Origin of the sequence: Ligilactobacillus cholophilus, assembly GCF_030389495.1 — a bacterium.
Taxonomy (GTDB): Bacteria; Bacillota; Bacilli; order Lactobacillales; family Lactobacillaceae; genus Ligilactobacillus; species Ligilactobacillus cholophilus.
This window is the reverse complement of the sequence record NZ_CP127832.1, coordinates 1,301,485-1,315,383: the sequence shown is the minus strand read 5'-3', so window position 1 is coordinate 1,315,383 and position 13,899 is coordinate 1,301,485. Positions and strand designations below refer to the sequence as shown.

Below are 13,899 nucleotides of genomic sequence, written 5' to 3'. Positions count from 1 at the left end.
AAGTATGGAAATTTTTGGACATGGACAAAAACAAGATATTCAACAGATACTAGCAAGTAGAGATCGGCGAGTAGAATTACAACAACGATTAGTTGAAAAAAATCCACAATATACTTTAGTAAGTGCTAAATTAAATATTCCAGGCCCAATTAAAAATAGTAAATTAATTACTCAATTTTTTATAGATGAATTGCTTTGCTTTGAACATCAATTACAACAAAGGGGTGTGCTTTATAAAGTTGCTGAAGAATGGCTGACGGCAGCAAGTGGTCCTGAAAGATTTTATTTGATTAAATTAGATAGTTTTCACGTGAAACAATTGACAACTCAATTTGAGGAATCAGCTAAACAACGGCGATTATTTGATTTAGATGTACTTACATTGTTTCATGAAAAAGTCGTTTCTATTTCACGTGAACAACTTCATCAAGATCCGCGAAAATGCTTATTGTGTGATCAGAATGCAAAGGAATGTGCACGTTCACGAAAGCATTCACTTGAGGAACTGCAAAGTAAGGTAACGACTTTAATTTCTGAGACGTTAATTAGTACACAAAAATCACAAGTTGCATATCAACTATCTCAAATTGGTGTAAAAGCAATGATAGATGAAGTGACTGTATGGCCTAAACCGGGATTAGTTGATCCTTTAGAACATGGATCACATCCAGATATGGATCATTTTTTATTTATCAAAAGTGCATTAGCAATTCAAAATTATTTAGAACAATGTGCATATGTAGGATTAAATTATCATGGAAATTCATATCAAGAAGTTTTTGAAGAATTAAGGACTTTGGGAAAACGTGCAGAAAAAACAATGTTTGCAACGACTGCAAATGTTAATACGCATAAGGGTGTCGTTTTTTCACTTGGGATTATGACTGCAGCTGTAAGTATTGGATTAAACCAAGCTAAACTGACTGAAAAAAACATCCAAAATATTATTCAAAAAATGCTGGTCAATTTGATAAAGGAAGATTTTAGCAAACAATCTACTACTCCAACTGCTGGAGAAAAGCAATACTATAAGTATAAATTAGGTGGCATTCGTGCTGAAGCAGCAGCGGGCTATCCTGTAGTGTTTGATTATGGCTTAAAGACATTTAATATTGCTAAAGATTTACCTTTAAATGATCGTTACATTGTTACATTAATGCAGATTGCACGGCATACAGAAGATTCAACTCTGATTAAACGAGCTAAAGACTTAAATATAATTGAATGGAAAAATTGCCAAATTGATCATTTCTTTGATTTAGGGGCAACTTTGACTGAAAAAGGACGAGAGTTTTTGGCTCAATTACAAGTAGATTTTACAAAACGAAATTTGAGTCTGGGTGGAAGTGCAGACTTACTTATATTAACAATTTTTGTTGATGAGGTAGAAAGGATTTTTAAAGATGGACTTTATCACAAGTGATGGGATTCGATTAAATTATCAAGAATATGGTAATGGCATGCCAATTATTTTTGTTCATGGATTTAGTGGGTGTCAGGAAATTTGGACTGAACAAATTGATTTCTTTGTGGAACATGGATTTCGTGTAATCACATATGATCAGCGAAATCATGGAGCTTCACAAATTGATGAGAATCTATCAGATATTTTTGTTTTGGTGCGCGACTTAAAAGAACTTATTAAACATTTGTGCAAACAGAAACCAATTATCGTAGGACATTCGATGGGAGCATCAGTTGCATATGGTATTTTAGGTCAATATCAAAATTTAGTTAAAGCAGTAGTTGCGGTTGATCAGTCTCCTAAAATGGTAGAAGACGATGAATGGCATTATGGATTTATGCATGCAACAAGAACTAATTGTCGAGCTAAGGCAGAACAACTACCACATATACGACAAACACTCCATGGCGTAACCGATAAAACACGTCAAAAAGTTAAAAATGCCCAGCGACAATTTCCTTTCGATTGGCAATTAAATAAAAAATTGTTATATAGCCATGTTAGGGTTGATTGGCGTAAAGATATAGTTAACGCAAAGGTTCCAGTTTTATTAATCACGGCTAATCAGAGTCCATTTTACGATGGTCGGTATGCAGATGTGATGTGTCAGGAAAATCCTAAATTTGTATCACATATTGCAATTGATCAAACTGGGCATTGCGTAATGGCGGAGCAGCCAACTGAATTTAATCAGGATGTTTTAAGCTTCATTAAAAATTTAAAATAAAAGAGGATACCTGTCTAAGCGATTAATTGAGTTTTATAAAACATTTTGGGGAGGACTTATTATGAAAAAAGTCACAGTTATTGATTATTTAATTCAACGATTACACGAAGTGGGAATTGATGATATTTTTGGAGTTCCTGGGGATTACAACTTATCATTTCTAGATGACGTTGAAAAAAGTGATGTTGTTAACTGGGTTGGTGATTGTAATGAATTGAATGCGGCTTATGCTGCTGATGGTTACGCACGAAAGAAAGGTGCAGGAGCTTTAATTACAACATTTGATGTTGGAGAATTAAGTGCTTTAAATGGAATTGCCGGAAGTTTTGCTGAACATGTTCCAGTAATTGCAATTACCGGTGCACCAACAACAAAAGTACAAGAAAACAAAATGTTAATGCACCACACAGATGCAACTGGTAATTTTAAACGCTCATATCGTGCTTATAAACAATTTACTGAAACACAAGCCTTATTAGGTTTTGAAAATGCAGGGGTAGAAATTGACCGTGCAATTACAACAGCTATCATAAAAAGACGTCCTGTATATATTTCATTACCGTTAGATGTTGCTCATAGTATGATTGCTGCTCCAAGTGCACCTTTAAATTTAACAGTGCAAAATACAGATCATACCAAACGTGTAGCTAAGAGATTGATTGATGAATTAAAACAAGCTAAACGTCCAGTAATCTTAGCTGGAAATGAAATTATGACATTCAGAGCTAAAGAAGCATTTGAAAAATTAATTAATAAGACACATATTCCAGTTGCAACTTTGTTACTTGGAAAATCATCAATTAATGAAGAAAATCCATACTTTATTGGAACATATTATCCTAATTATGGTGATAAGAGAGTACTAAATTACGTTGATCAGAGTGATTTAGTAATTGTCTTTGGTAGTAAATTAATCGATGTGAATACTGGTAGTTTCACTCAATGTTTTACACAAAAAGATACGGTTATTCTCAATGGAGACAATACTGACTTCTTTGGTGTGAAGAGCCGAGGAGTAAATATTAATAACTTAATTAAAGATGTTTATGCAAAGAATTTTGTTTTTGATTTTGACAGCACAGGTTTACAAAATGTTCGTCCAGATGTTAAATATGAGGACAATGATGCTAAAGAATTAAATCTAGAGCAATATATGTATGCATTTAAAAACTTTATGCAAGATAATGATACAATTTACACTGAAACAGGAACTTCACAATATGGCTTGTCCTTTATGAACCTAAAAAAGGGTGTTGATTTTGAAGCTCAACCTTTATGGGGATCAATTGGATATACACTTCCAGCTGTTTTAGGAAGTCAAATTGCTGATCCTGAAGGACGGCATATACTATCAATTGGTGACGGCTCTGCTCAAATGACAATTCAAGAATTAAGTCTAATTCAAAGACATCATTTAAAACCAATCATCTTTTTAGTTGATAATAGTGGTTATACAATTGAACGTGTAATTCATGGTCCTCACGCTCAATATAATAATATTGCAAGTTGGGATTATACAAAGATTCCAGCAGCTTTAGGCATTACTAAAGAAACCATGGACATTAATGTCGCTACAACTAAAAAAGAAATGCTTGAAATTATGAAAAAAATTGCTGATGATCACAGTAAAGCACATTTTGTTATCATCAAAACTAAACCATTAGATGCTCCTGAATTAGTAAAGAAAATTGGAAAATCAATGAGTTTAATTGATAAGTCACACTTTTATGAAGAAGATTAATCATTTATAAAAATAACTTCCATGAATTATCATGGAAGTTATTTATTAATAAGGTTTTTTTCTTTAAAAGAAGAATCCCAGGGATTTAGGCACAGCATATCCCAACGAGAATATCTAACAGTATATTTTGCATCTAAAAAAGCTCGAGATGATTTAGAAACGTCATTATAACTTTTAGTATTAACTAGTTTTGCTTGAAAAACAATTCGTTTTGTGTTGTTTGAATCACTACATGTAATCAATGTGAGTTTAGAGAATTTGCTATTTTGAAAAATAGTTTGATTATAAGCAGAAATAGTAGATTTAGCATATATTCGATAGCTATAAACTTTATTAAAATTGGTTACATATAAGATATCACCAATTTTTGCTTTCTTATACAATGGTGTAAATAAAGCATTCTTACTTGTAGGAACATTATGAGCAGCAAGGGTAAAGTTTCCCTCGCCAAATTTTTGATTAGGCTTTAAAGTTCCTGCACATAAAGCATAAATAGAATTATTAACGCCTTCTGCAATTGGAACATTAAGGCCTAATTTTTCATTATATATTCCACCGATAACATGTATTTCAGGATGATAAATCCGTGCTTTAATAACAGTAAAAAGATTTATAGGTTTTACATCATCCCATTTATAAGGAATTTTATTTTGAGAAGTCTTATTATCTTTATAAATTATAGGATGATAACTCTCAATAAAAAAATTAGTTAAAGGTTGATTGAATGTCATTACGAACCCTGCAATAAGAGCAAAAATAATAGTAGACCTTTTAATATAAAGTAAAATTTTCTTTTTCATAAATCCTTGGTAGTACCCCTGAAAAGGGAAAGCGCTATGATATATGAAATATCTCTAGCGCTCCTTTCTAATTTAGTTATATAATTTATTGCTTTTTGAACTTTTTGTTATATAAAATATCGTATATTAAACAAGTTTAAATTGTATTTTTAATAGTGTCAAATGTTTTATGAGATTAATTAAAATCAAAATGAAAGCGCACAAATCTTTTTCTTTAAATCCGTTTCCAATTGGCCTATACTCAAGCTAGTTGGATGAATATAAATTAATTTAGGGGTGATTGTAATGAGTCAAAAAGAACATTTATATGATCTATATAGACCTAGTCATTATAATATCTATTTAGATATTAACCGTGAAAAGAAAGTCTTTTCTGGTAAAGTTTCAATTGAAGGTGAAGCTTTAGATTCAAATATTGGAATTAATGAAAAATATATGAATATCACATCTGTTAGCGTTAATGGCAAAGATGCTGCTTTTATCTACGATAAGGATAATGAAGCTATTCGTATTGAAGTCGATCAATTGGGGAGTGCTACTCTTGAAATTGAATTTAATGCCAAATTAACTGATACTATGATGGGAATTTACCCTTCCTATTATGAGGTTGATGGTATTAAAAAACAAATTATTGGTACTCAATTTGAAAGTACTGCTGCTCGTCAAGCTTTTCCATGTGTTGATGAACCAGAAGCTAAAGCAACTTTTGACATGGCAATTAAATTTGATGAAAAGCCAGGTGAAACTATTTTAGCTAACATGCCTGAACGAGAATGTGTAGAGGGTGTTCATTATTTTGAAACAACTAAAAAGATGTCATCCTATTTAATTGCATTTGCCTTTGGTGAGATGGTAAGTAAAAAAACAACAACATCAGATGGCATTAAAATTGGCGTTTTTGCTTCTCCTGCACATCAAGAAGATGAACTTGACTTTGCGTTAGATATTGCTAAAAACGCTATCGAATTTTATGAAAAATATTATGATACTAAATATCCTTTGCCTCATTCATGGCAATTAGGATTACCAGACTTTTCAGCAGGAGCAATGGAAAATTGGGGCTTAATTACATATCGGGAAGCATTCCTAACATTGGATCCTAATAATGCAGCTTTGAGTATTAAACAACATAATGCTACTGATATTACTCATGAATTAGCTCATCAATGGTTTGGTGATCTAGTAACAATGAAGTGGTGGGATGATTTATGGTTAAATGAAAGTTTTGCTAACATGATGGAATATGTATCAAGTGATGCAATTCATCCTGAATGGCATATGTGGGAAGTATTTCAAGAAAAAGAAGTACCAATGGCATTAAATCGTGATGCAATTGATGGAGTTCAACCTGTACACGTTGAAGTAGAAGATCCCGCTGATATTGATGCAATTTTTGTTGGAGCAATTGTTTATGCTAAGGGTTCAAGAATGCTTGTAATGGTACGTTCTTTAATTGGCGATGATGCATTACGCAAAGGTTTAAAGAACTACTTTGAAGCTCATAAATATGGCAATGCTGTTGGTGAAGATTTATGGAAGGCATTAGGCGATGCTTCAGGAATTGACGTTAGTGCAGTAATGAAATCATGGTTGAATCAACCTGGGTATCCCGTTGTAACTGCTAAGATTGTAGATGGAAACTTACAATTATCACAGAAACAGTTCTTTATTGGTGAAGGTAAAGATATGGGACGAAAATGGCAAATTCCTTTGAATAGTAATTATGAAACTATTCCTGAATTAATGAAGGATACAACCTTAGATCTTGGAAATTATCAAGAATTAAAACAAAAGAACAATAATAAGCCATTTATTCTTAATGTAGATAATAATTCTCACTTTATTGTAAAATATGATGAAACATTACTTAATGATATTTTAGAGCATCTTGATGAACTGGATGCAATTAGTCAACGTGAATTATTACAAGATATGCATTTACTTGCTAAGGGACGTGAGATATCATATTCAGCATTAATTCCATTAATGGGTCACTTTAAGGACAATCAATCATATATTGTTAATGATGCTTTATTTGAAATTGCTGATGATTTAAAGAAATTTGTTACACCTGATTCTCAAGATGAGAAAAATTTACGTGCTTTATTTAATCAATTAAGTGAAAGTAAATTTGCTAAGTTGGGAATAAAAGCTACATCAAAAGATGATAATGATGCAATTTTAGGTCGTCCAACAATTGTTAAGGCAGCATTATATGGTAAAAATGAAAAAGCAATTGAAGCAGCACATAAATTATTTACTGAATATCAAGATAATATTATAAATATTCCAGCAAGTGTGCGTGCTGCGGTAATGATGAGTGAAGTTACTAATTATGGAAACGAAAAACTATATGAAAAACTTTTGAATGAGTATCGCCAAACAAGTGATGGGATATACCAACGTGATCTTAGTGTTGCTTTAACTGCAACCACAGATAAACAATTTATCCAAAAATTATTGCAAGAATTCAAGAATGCAGATACTATCAAACCACAAGATTTACGAGAATGGTATTTAGGCTTATTGCAAAATGATGATGGGCAACAAGCTGCTTGGGATTGGATGCGAGATAATTGGAATTGGATGAATGAAACGGTTGGTGGTGATATGGAATTCCATACATATATCACTGTCACAGCTAATACATTTGATACTGAAAAACGGTATAAAGAATTTAAAGCATTCTTTGAGCCAAAATTAAATACTCCTGGACTAACACGTGAAATTGAAATGGATGTAAAGGTAATCAAGGGTAAAGTTGATTTAATTAATGCTGAAAAGCAGGCAGTTAATAAGGGAATTAGCGAAGCATTATAATATTAAAAATAGTGAGTACAAGGGATATAGGAATATATCCCTTGTATTTTTTATTTTGAAATAACACGATATAATAATATATAAAGCGATTACATTTATTTAAAGGGGATTTAATTTATGCAAAGGAAAATAATTGCAATTGATATTGATGGAACTTTAACGAATGATAAAAAAAGAATTATGCCAGAAACTAAGGCGGAATTAATTAAATTAAGTGATATGGGACATAAAATTGTGTTATGTTCAGGAAGAGCAATTACAGGTATTGAGCCATATTTAAAAGAATTAAATTTATGGGGGAAAAAGGGTCAATATGCGATTGCGTTTAATGGTGGTGGAACATATGATTTATCAACGGAAAATGTCATTGATGCAGGTTACTTAAATAATCAAGAGGTAATGCAAATTGCTAAACTATCTCATTCTTTGAATGTTAATGGTGAGGTAATTACTAGCTCAAGTAATTCATATATCATAAACGGAAAAGAATCAGTCTATAAAAAAATTGATCGTAAGAATAGTCAGTTGATTTTTCACAAAGTGAATGATTATAGTTTTTTGAAAAGTGAACATGTGCAAAAATATTTGTGGGTAGATGAACCTCAAGTAATTACAAAGCAAATCGAGAATATTCCAGCAGATTTCTTTAAGGATTTTCAAATTGTAAGAAGTGCACCTGTTTTCTTAGAGTTTCTTCCAAAAAATGTAAGTAAAGGAAATGCAATTTTACATTTATCTCAAGCATTGGATATTCAGTCTGCAGATATCATTGTCTTAGGGGATGAAGAAAATGATTTATCAATGTTCAACATTGCAGGAGTAGCGATAGCAATGGAAAATGCGAGAGATGAAATAAAAAAATCAGCAACAATGATTTCAATTGCAGATAATAACCATGATGGGGTAGGTAAAACATTAAAATTACTATTTGATTCAAAAAGAGCGTAAAAAAAGACTGGATTTAATCCAGTCTTTTTTATTACATCAATACCACACGTAAAGCTGCAGCAAGAATACCACCAATGATTGGACCTACCATTGGTACCCATGCATATGCCCAGTTAGCTTTTCCCTTATTTGGTACCGGTAAGATAGTATAAGCCAAACGAGGACCCCAATCACGTGCAGGGTTAACAGCGAAACCTGTTGTTCCACCTAAAGCCATACCAATAACTGTGATGATTAAACCAACAATTAATGGCTTTAATCCTTGTGTGAAGTTACCTAAGTTTAATAAAGTGAAAATAAAAATAAATGAGGCAATAATTTCACTAAGAAGATTAAAAATAGGACTGTTAATAGCAGGAGCTGTTGCAAAAATACCAACTGAGTTACCTTCTGCTTCATTCTTAGATGCTTTGAAATGAGGATAATATTGAATTAATACAAGTGCTGCACCAACAAAAGCGCCTAAAAATTCACCAGCTAAATATGGTAATACATTACTCCATGGAAAAAGACCAAAAATTGCTGAACCTAAAGTAATAGCAGGGTTAATAAAACCTTGTGAACCAAGTGTTCCAGCAACATAAACACCGAATGTAATAGCTAGTCCCCAACCTAATGATACAAATAACCAATTTTGACTACGGTTATATGTGTTTTTTAAATTAATACCTGCACCGATTCCACAACCGAGAGCGGTTAAAATCATTGTTCCGAAGAACTCTCCAATAAATCCATGCATGAATTTATACCTCCTAAAAAATATAATCCATCCAGATTATAGGTTATTTTTATTTAGAAAACGTATAAAATCCTGGATTTTTAAATAACCTTAATTAAAAATTCTTAAATCTAATATGTTAAAATACGAGTATTAGCAAAATGAGAGGAAAAGATATGAATTTTACAATTTATTTAACACGTCATGGTCAAACGATGATCAATAAATATCGTCGACTTCAAGGATGGTGTGATTCACCACTAACAGAAAAAGGAATTGCTGATGCTAAGATAGCAGGGAAGCATTTAAGTGAAATAAAATTTGATGCAGCATATAGCAGCGATACATTGCGTGCAATGAAAACGAGAGATTTCATATTGAGCGAAAATCAAAATGAAATTCCACAAACATTTGAATTAATGAATTTTCGTGAACAAAATTTTGGATATTTTGAAGGTGCTGATGCAGGCCAAACTTGGACAATGGCTGGATTACCTCATGATGCAAAAACATATTATGAGATTATTGATAAATTAGGTTTTGCAGCTACTCGTGATTTATTACATGAAACTGATCCATTTCACGATGCTGAAAATGATAAAACTTTTGTAACCCGTATTAATCAGGGATTTGATTATTTGAGAAAACACCATCAAAATGGAGAAAATATTTTATTAGTAAGTCATAGTTTAACGATTCGAACTATTGTAAATCAATTTGCTCCTAAATATAATGCTCCAGTGAATGGACCTCAAAATGGATCAATTACAAAGCTTAAAGTTAGCGATAATGATGTTATAGTAGAATATTATAATCATTATTTAGATGGCGAAGAATATTAAAAAAGCAGGTTAGTTAACCTGCTTTTTTTATTTATTCAATATTTTTTTCTTTTCTTTTTAATTCAAGTTTGCGTAGCCAAGGAAGAAGGAATCCAAGAACAATTAAGAATCCTACAGTTAGGAAATTCATTAATAGTTGATGATCAAATGTGGCAGTTCCTGGTTCAGCATCCTGTGGAATAAATCCCATGGTTGCACAAATAAATGTGAAGAGGAAGCACCACCAACCGACAGCTAAAGCACCTTTTCGGTTTTTAATAAATACATAACTTGAATTAAATTCATCTTGATGCCATCTAATGGCAATAAATGCAACGAAAACTAATGCAGTCTTATATGGAGAAACAATCCCATTTAGATTTAATAGCCAGTTATAAATAGAGTTAATGCTAGGAAGAGTACCACTTAATAATAAAATTAATAAACTAATCCCAGCAGTTAAAATATAACTGTTAATTGGACGACCATTTTTGTTTTTCTTAGTTAGCCAACTTGGCATGTATTTAGAAGCTGTATCGCTAGCAAATACACGACTTGCAGCATCAATTAAAATAGCTAATTGAGCTAACATAAAGAATAATTGAACAAATGCAAAAACATACATCAATGATTTACCCATTCCACATTGTTCACCTAACAATTTAAATGCATAGTATGGACCATTCATTTTGAAATCAGCTGGAATATGATTTGCATTAAAGAAAACAGCAAGAGCTAATGTTCCAAAAATGGTCAAGAAAGCAGTCATTAATGCAAGTGCCCACATCGCTTTAGGGAAATCACGATTGGGATTTTTCAAACGACTAATGTATGGGGCAGCTAATTCAGCACCAGACATCGCAAAAATTAGTAGTCCAGTTGTCGAGAAATAATGGAGACTGAAACTTGGCTTAAACGCTTCTAAACTAAAATGAGTAGCAACATGAGCGCCATGTGTGAGTGCCCAAACTGTCATGAAAACAAAAAGCATTGAAATTAAGAACATAGCACCGCCACCAATGACGGAAAGAATTTCAAGTGAGTTTCTAACTTTATTTTCAAAAATAATGAATAATAAGATGATAATAAATGTCATTAAGCCAAATGTCATGGTTGACATATGTTGGTTTAAAGTGGCATTTCCTAAAATTATCCAACTAATTGATACAACAACAGAGTTTGATACATCAACTAAATAAGGAATGGTTTGTGTCCAATACATCCAAGATGTGACATAACCGAAGAGATCACTGTGAGTTCCACGACGAATCCAAGAGGCAAGACCTCCAGCTTCTTCTCCACCAAAAGTTAATCCCAATTGAGTTGCAATCAATGCATAAGGGATAACGTATGAGAATAAAAGGAAGATCCAGGAAACGACAACAGAAAGTCCTTGGTTTTGAAAAGGGTAGAAAATATTTTCAAAACTAATAATAGTAACGAAATCTAATAAGGCAATAACTGGCCAGCTCATATAATGTTTTTTAGTTGTTGTTAAATCATTCATAATTTGATTTTTCCTTTCTTATTTTGAGTTCAAATTAGTGAATGATTTGCCAGGAGCTTTATTCCAGCTAAGTCCAGCGTTATACTGCATGCTTTCTCTCCTTTACGTTATAATTAATTTATGTACATACTAATATAGTTTAATCTAATTTTGATAAATAGCAAATGATTTTGACAATTAAAAGGAGGATAGGAATATGAAGTATTTAAAAATTGCTGCACCTAAAAATCTAATGAAGTATATTCCTGAAGAATGGATTAGTGTTACTCTGGACTCAAAACTAAATGGGGCAGAATTGGCAGCTATTGTAATTGATAAAAATAGTATTGATGAAGACAAAACTGCAACTAAAATTCGAGAAGATTCTGCACTTTATATTCCAATCGTTGTTGTAGATGTAGTAAAAGAGTCTGATAAAATTTCTGAGGAAATAAAAAAATGTGCAAGTGAATATGAAAAAAGAATGATTCCTCGATTTTTAACTGATTTAATTAATTTTGCTGATAAACGACCTGTAAGTTTTACAACTCCTGGTCACCATAATGGACGTTATAATGCTAAACATCCAGCAGGAGTTGTATTTAATAAGTTTTTTGGAGATAATTTATTATTTGCGGATACAAGTGATACGGTGGCAGAATTAGGAGATACGATGACTCACGCTGGTTCTCCGTTAGAAGCAGAGCAAAAAGCTGCAGAGGTATATCATGCAGATAAGGTTTATTTTTGTCCTAATGGAACGACTGGTTCAAATGATATTTGTGCGAGTGCAATTTTGCGACCAGATGATTTAGTTTTATTTGACCGTAATAATCATAAATCACTGTATAATGGTGCGTTAATTATGAATGGTGCTAAACCTGTTTATATTCCAACTGACCGTAATCCACTCGGGCTAATTGGTGAGATGGATCCAAGCTTTTTAACAGAGGATAGATTAAGAGCAGAAGCAGCTAAGGTTGACCCTCAAAAAGCTAAGCAAAAACGCCCATTTAGAATGGCAGTAATCCAGGCAGAAACATATGATGGCGTATTTTATAATGCCGCATGGTTATTAAAGAAAATTGGCAGTTTATGTGATTATGTTCTTTTTGATTGTGCTTGGGGAGGATTTGAGCAATTTGTTGATTTAATGAATGAATTATCACCTCTTAGTCAAAGCTATAGTGCTGAGGATCCTGGAATTTTAGTAACTCAATCATTACATAAACAACAAACAGGAATGGGCTCTGCTTCACAAATTTTAAAAAAAGATGCACACATTAAGGGACAAGATAGATATGTTGATCATAAGCATTTTAATAATGCCTATTTAAAATATGTAACTTCAAGTTATAACTATCCCCTTTATGCTTCAATGACAGTAAATTCTTATCTTGCAAGTGGCAGAAGCAACCAAAAGTGGTGGCAACAAATTTTAATAAAGGGAATTGAATGGAGAAAACAATTAATTAAGAATTCAAAATTATTCCGTCCTTTAGTCCCAATTGAAGTTGATGGAAGATTATGGGAGGATATTCCTACAACTGAATTAGCCAGTGATATTAAATATTGGCGGCTAAATCCAGAAGATGATTGGCATGGATTTAAACGAATTGCAAAAAATGAAGCAATTATTGATCCATTAAAATTAACGGTTGTAACGCCAGGAATTGATATTGCAGCTGCCACATATGAAAAAGAAGGAATTCCAGGACCAATTGTTGCTGAATTTTTAACAGAACATCAAATTTTAAAAGCTAAGGCTGATTTAAACTCATTACTATTTCTTTTAACTCCGGGAGATCTGGACAGTGATCTTGATGCATTGCTAGATGCATTTATGGAATTTGAAGAATTATATGAAAAAGATGCTCCACTAGACGTTGTATTACCTCAACTAACCAAAAAGTACCATAGGCGATATGCAAATTATACAATTAAAAAACTTTGTCAGGAAATGCATGATTATTATAAACAAAATCATACATTTGAATTACAACAAGCATTATTTGAAAAGAAAGATATGCAAAAATATGATTTGAGTCCAGCAGTAGCTGACTTAAAATTTAGATATAATCAAAGTGAATTATGTAACTTAGAAAATGTTGAAGGAAGAATTGCTATGGAGGGCGCTTTACCATATCCTCCAGGTGTATTCATTGTTGCACCTGGCGAGAGATGGCAGAAAGTCGACATTGCATATTTTCAAACACTTGTAGGAGCAATGGAAAAATTTGATGGTTTTGTACCAGAAATCCAAGGAGTTTATTATGGTGATAAAGATGTCAATGGTAAAATTCATGTACAATGTGAAGTTTTAAAAAATGAATAATATAACAAAAGAGACTAATTACTTAGTCTCTTTTTCTA

At 32.3% G+C, this 13,899-nt stretch carries 10 protein-coding genes; 7 read left to right on the top strand and 3 right to left on the bottom strand.

What is annotated here, in order from left to right; genetic code table 11:
* The first annotated feature begins 4 nt into the window (after positions 1 to 4).
* The 3 genes from citG to QPK35_RS06815 all read left to right on the top strand — a co-directional run bounded on the left by citG (position 5) and on the right by QPK35_RS06815 (position 3,933).
* On the top strand, positions 5 to 1,423 hold the full coding sequence (gene citG / locus QPK35_RS06825) for a triphosphoribosyl-dephospho-CoA synthase CitG (RefSeq protein WP_290033204.1): 1,419 nt from the start codon (positions 5 to 7) through the stop codon (positions 1,421 to 1,423).
* The gene (locus tag QPK35_RS06820) at positions 1,404 to 2,192 is read left to right on the top strand and encodes an alpha/beta fold hydrolase (protein WP_290033203.1); all 789 of its coding nucleotides are present in this window, start codon (positions 1,404 to 1,406) and stop codon (positions 2,190 to 2,192) included. The genes citG and QPK35_RS06820 overlap by 20 nt, the downstream gene beginning before the upstream one ends.
* 61 nt (positions 2,193 to 2,253) lie before the next feature.
* Positions 2,254 to 3,933, top strand: coding sequence for an alpha-keto acid decarboxylase family protein (locus QPK35_RS06815; RefSeq protein ID WP_290033202.1), 1,680 nt, complete (start codon positions 2,254 to 2,256; stop codon positions 3,931 to 3,933).
* Positions 3,934 to 3,971: 38 nt separating this feature from the next.
* Here the strand turns inward: QPK35_RS06815 and QPK35_RS06810 are convergent, their stop codons facing one another.
* On the bottom strand, positions 3,972 to 4,733 hold the full coding sequence (locus tag QPK35_RS06810; protein WP_290033201.1) for a class A sortase: 762 nt from the start codon (positions 4,731 to 4,733) through the stop codon (positions 3,972 to 3,974).
* 285 nt (positions 4,734 to 5,018) lie between these two features.
* Between QPK35_RS06810 and QPK35_RS06805 the strand changes: the two genes are divergently transcribed.
* Together QPK35_RS06805 and QPK35_RS06800 are read left to right on the top strand one after the other, a co-directional pair.
* Entirely contained in the window at positions 5,019 to 7,553 is a 2,535-nt protein-coding gene (locus QPK35_RS06805; protein ID WP_290033200.1) for a M1 family metallopeptidase, read from the top strand.
* 117 nt (positions 7,554 to 7,670) lie between these two features.
* Complete coding sequence (locus QPK35_RS06800; RefSeq protein ID WP_290033199.1) at positions 7,671 to 8,501, top strand: Cof-type HAD-IIB family hydrolase; 831 nt, start codon at positions 7,671 to 7,673, stop codon at positions 8,499 to 8,501.
* Between the two features lie 31 nt (positions 8,502 to 8,532).
* Here the strand turns inward: QPK35_RS06800 and QPK35_RS06795 are convergent, their stop codons facing one another.
* Positions 8,533 to 9,264, bottom strand: coding sequence for an MIP/aquaporin family protein (locus QPK35_RS06795; protein ID WP_290034264.1), 732 nt, complete (start codon positions 9,262 to 9,264; stop codon positions 8,533 to 8,535).
* Positions 9,265 to 9,395: 131 nt separating this feature from the next.
* Here QPK35_RS06795 and QPK35_RS06790 point away from each other — a divergent pair, with 131 nt between their 5' ends.
* Positions 9,396 to 10,061, top strand: coding sequence for a histidine phosphatase family protein (locus QPK35_RS06790; RefSeq protein WP_290033198.1), 666 nt, complete (start codon positions 9,396 to 9,398; stop codon positions 10,059 to 10,061).
* Positions 10,062 to 10,092: 31 nt separating this feature from the next.
* On the opposite strand, the gene QPK35_RS06785 is transcribed toward QPK35_RS06790, so the two are convergent.
* On the bottom strand, positions 10,093 to 11,547 hold the full coding sequence (locus QPK35_RS06785; RefSeq protein ID WP_290033197.1) for an APC family permease: 1,455 nt from the start codon (positions 11,545 to 11,547) through the stop codon (positions 10,093 to 10,095).
* Between the two features lie 196 nt (positions 11,548 to 11,743).
* On the opposite strand from QPK35_RS06785, the gene QPK35_RS06780 reads away from it, so the two are divergent.
* Positions 11,744 to 13,861: a putative ornithine decarboxylase gene (locus tag QPK35_RS06780; RefSeq protein WP_290033196.1), complete on the top strand. Its 2,118-nt coding sequence runs from the start codon at positions 11,744 to 11,746 to the stop codon at positions 13,859 to 13,861.
* Positions 13,862 to 13,899 lie beyond the last annotated feature (38 nt).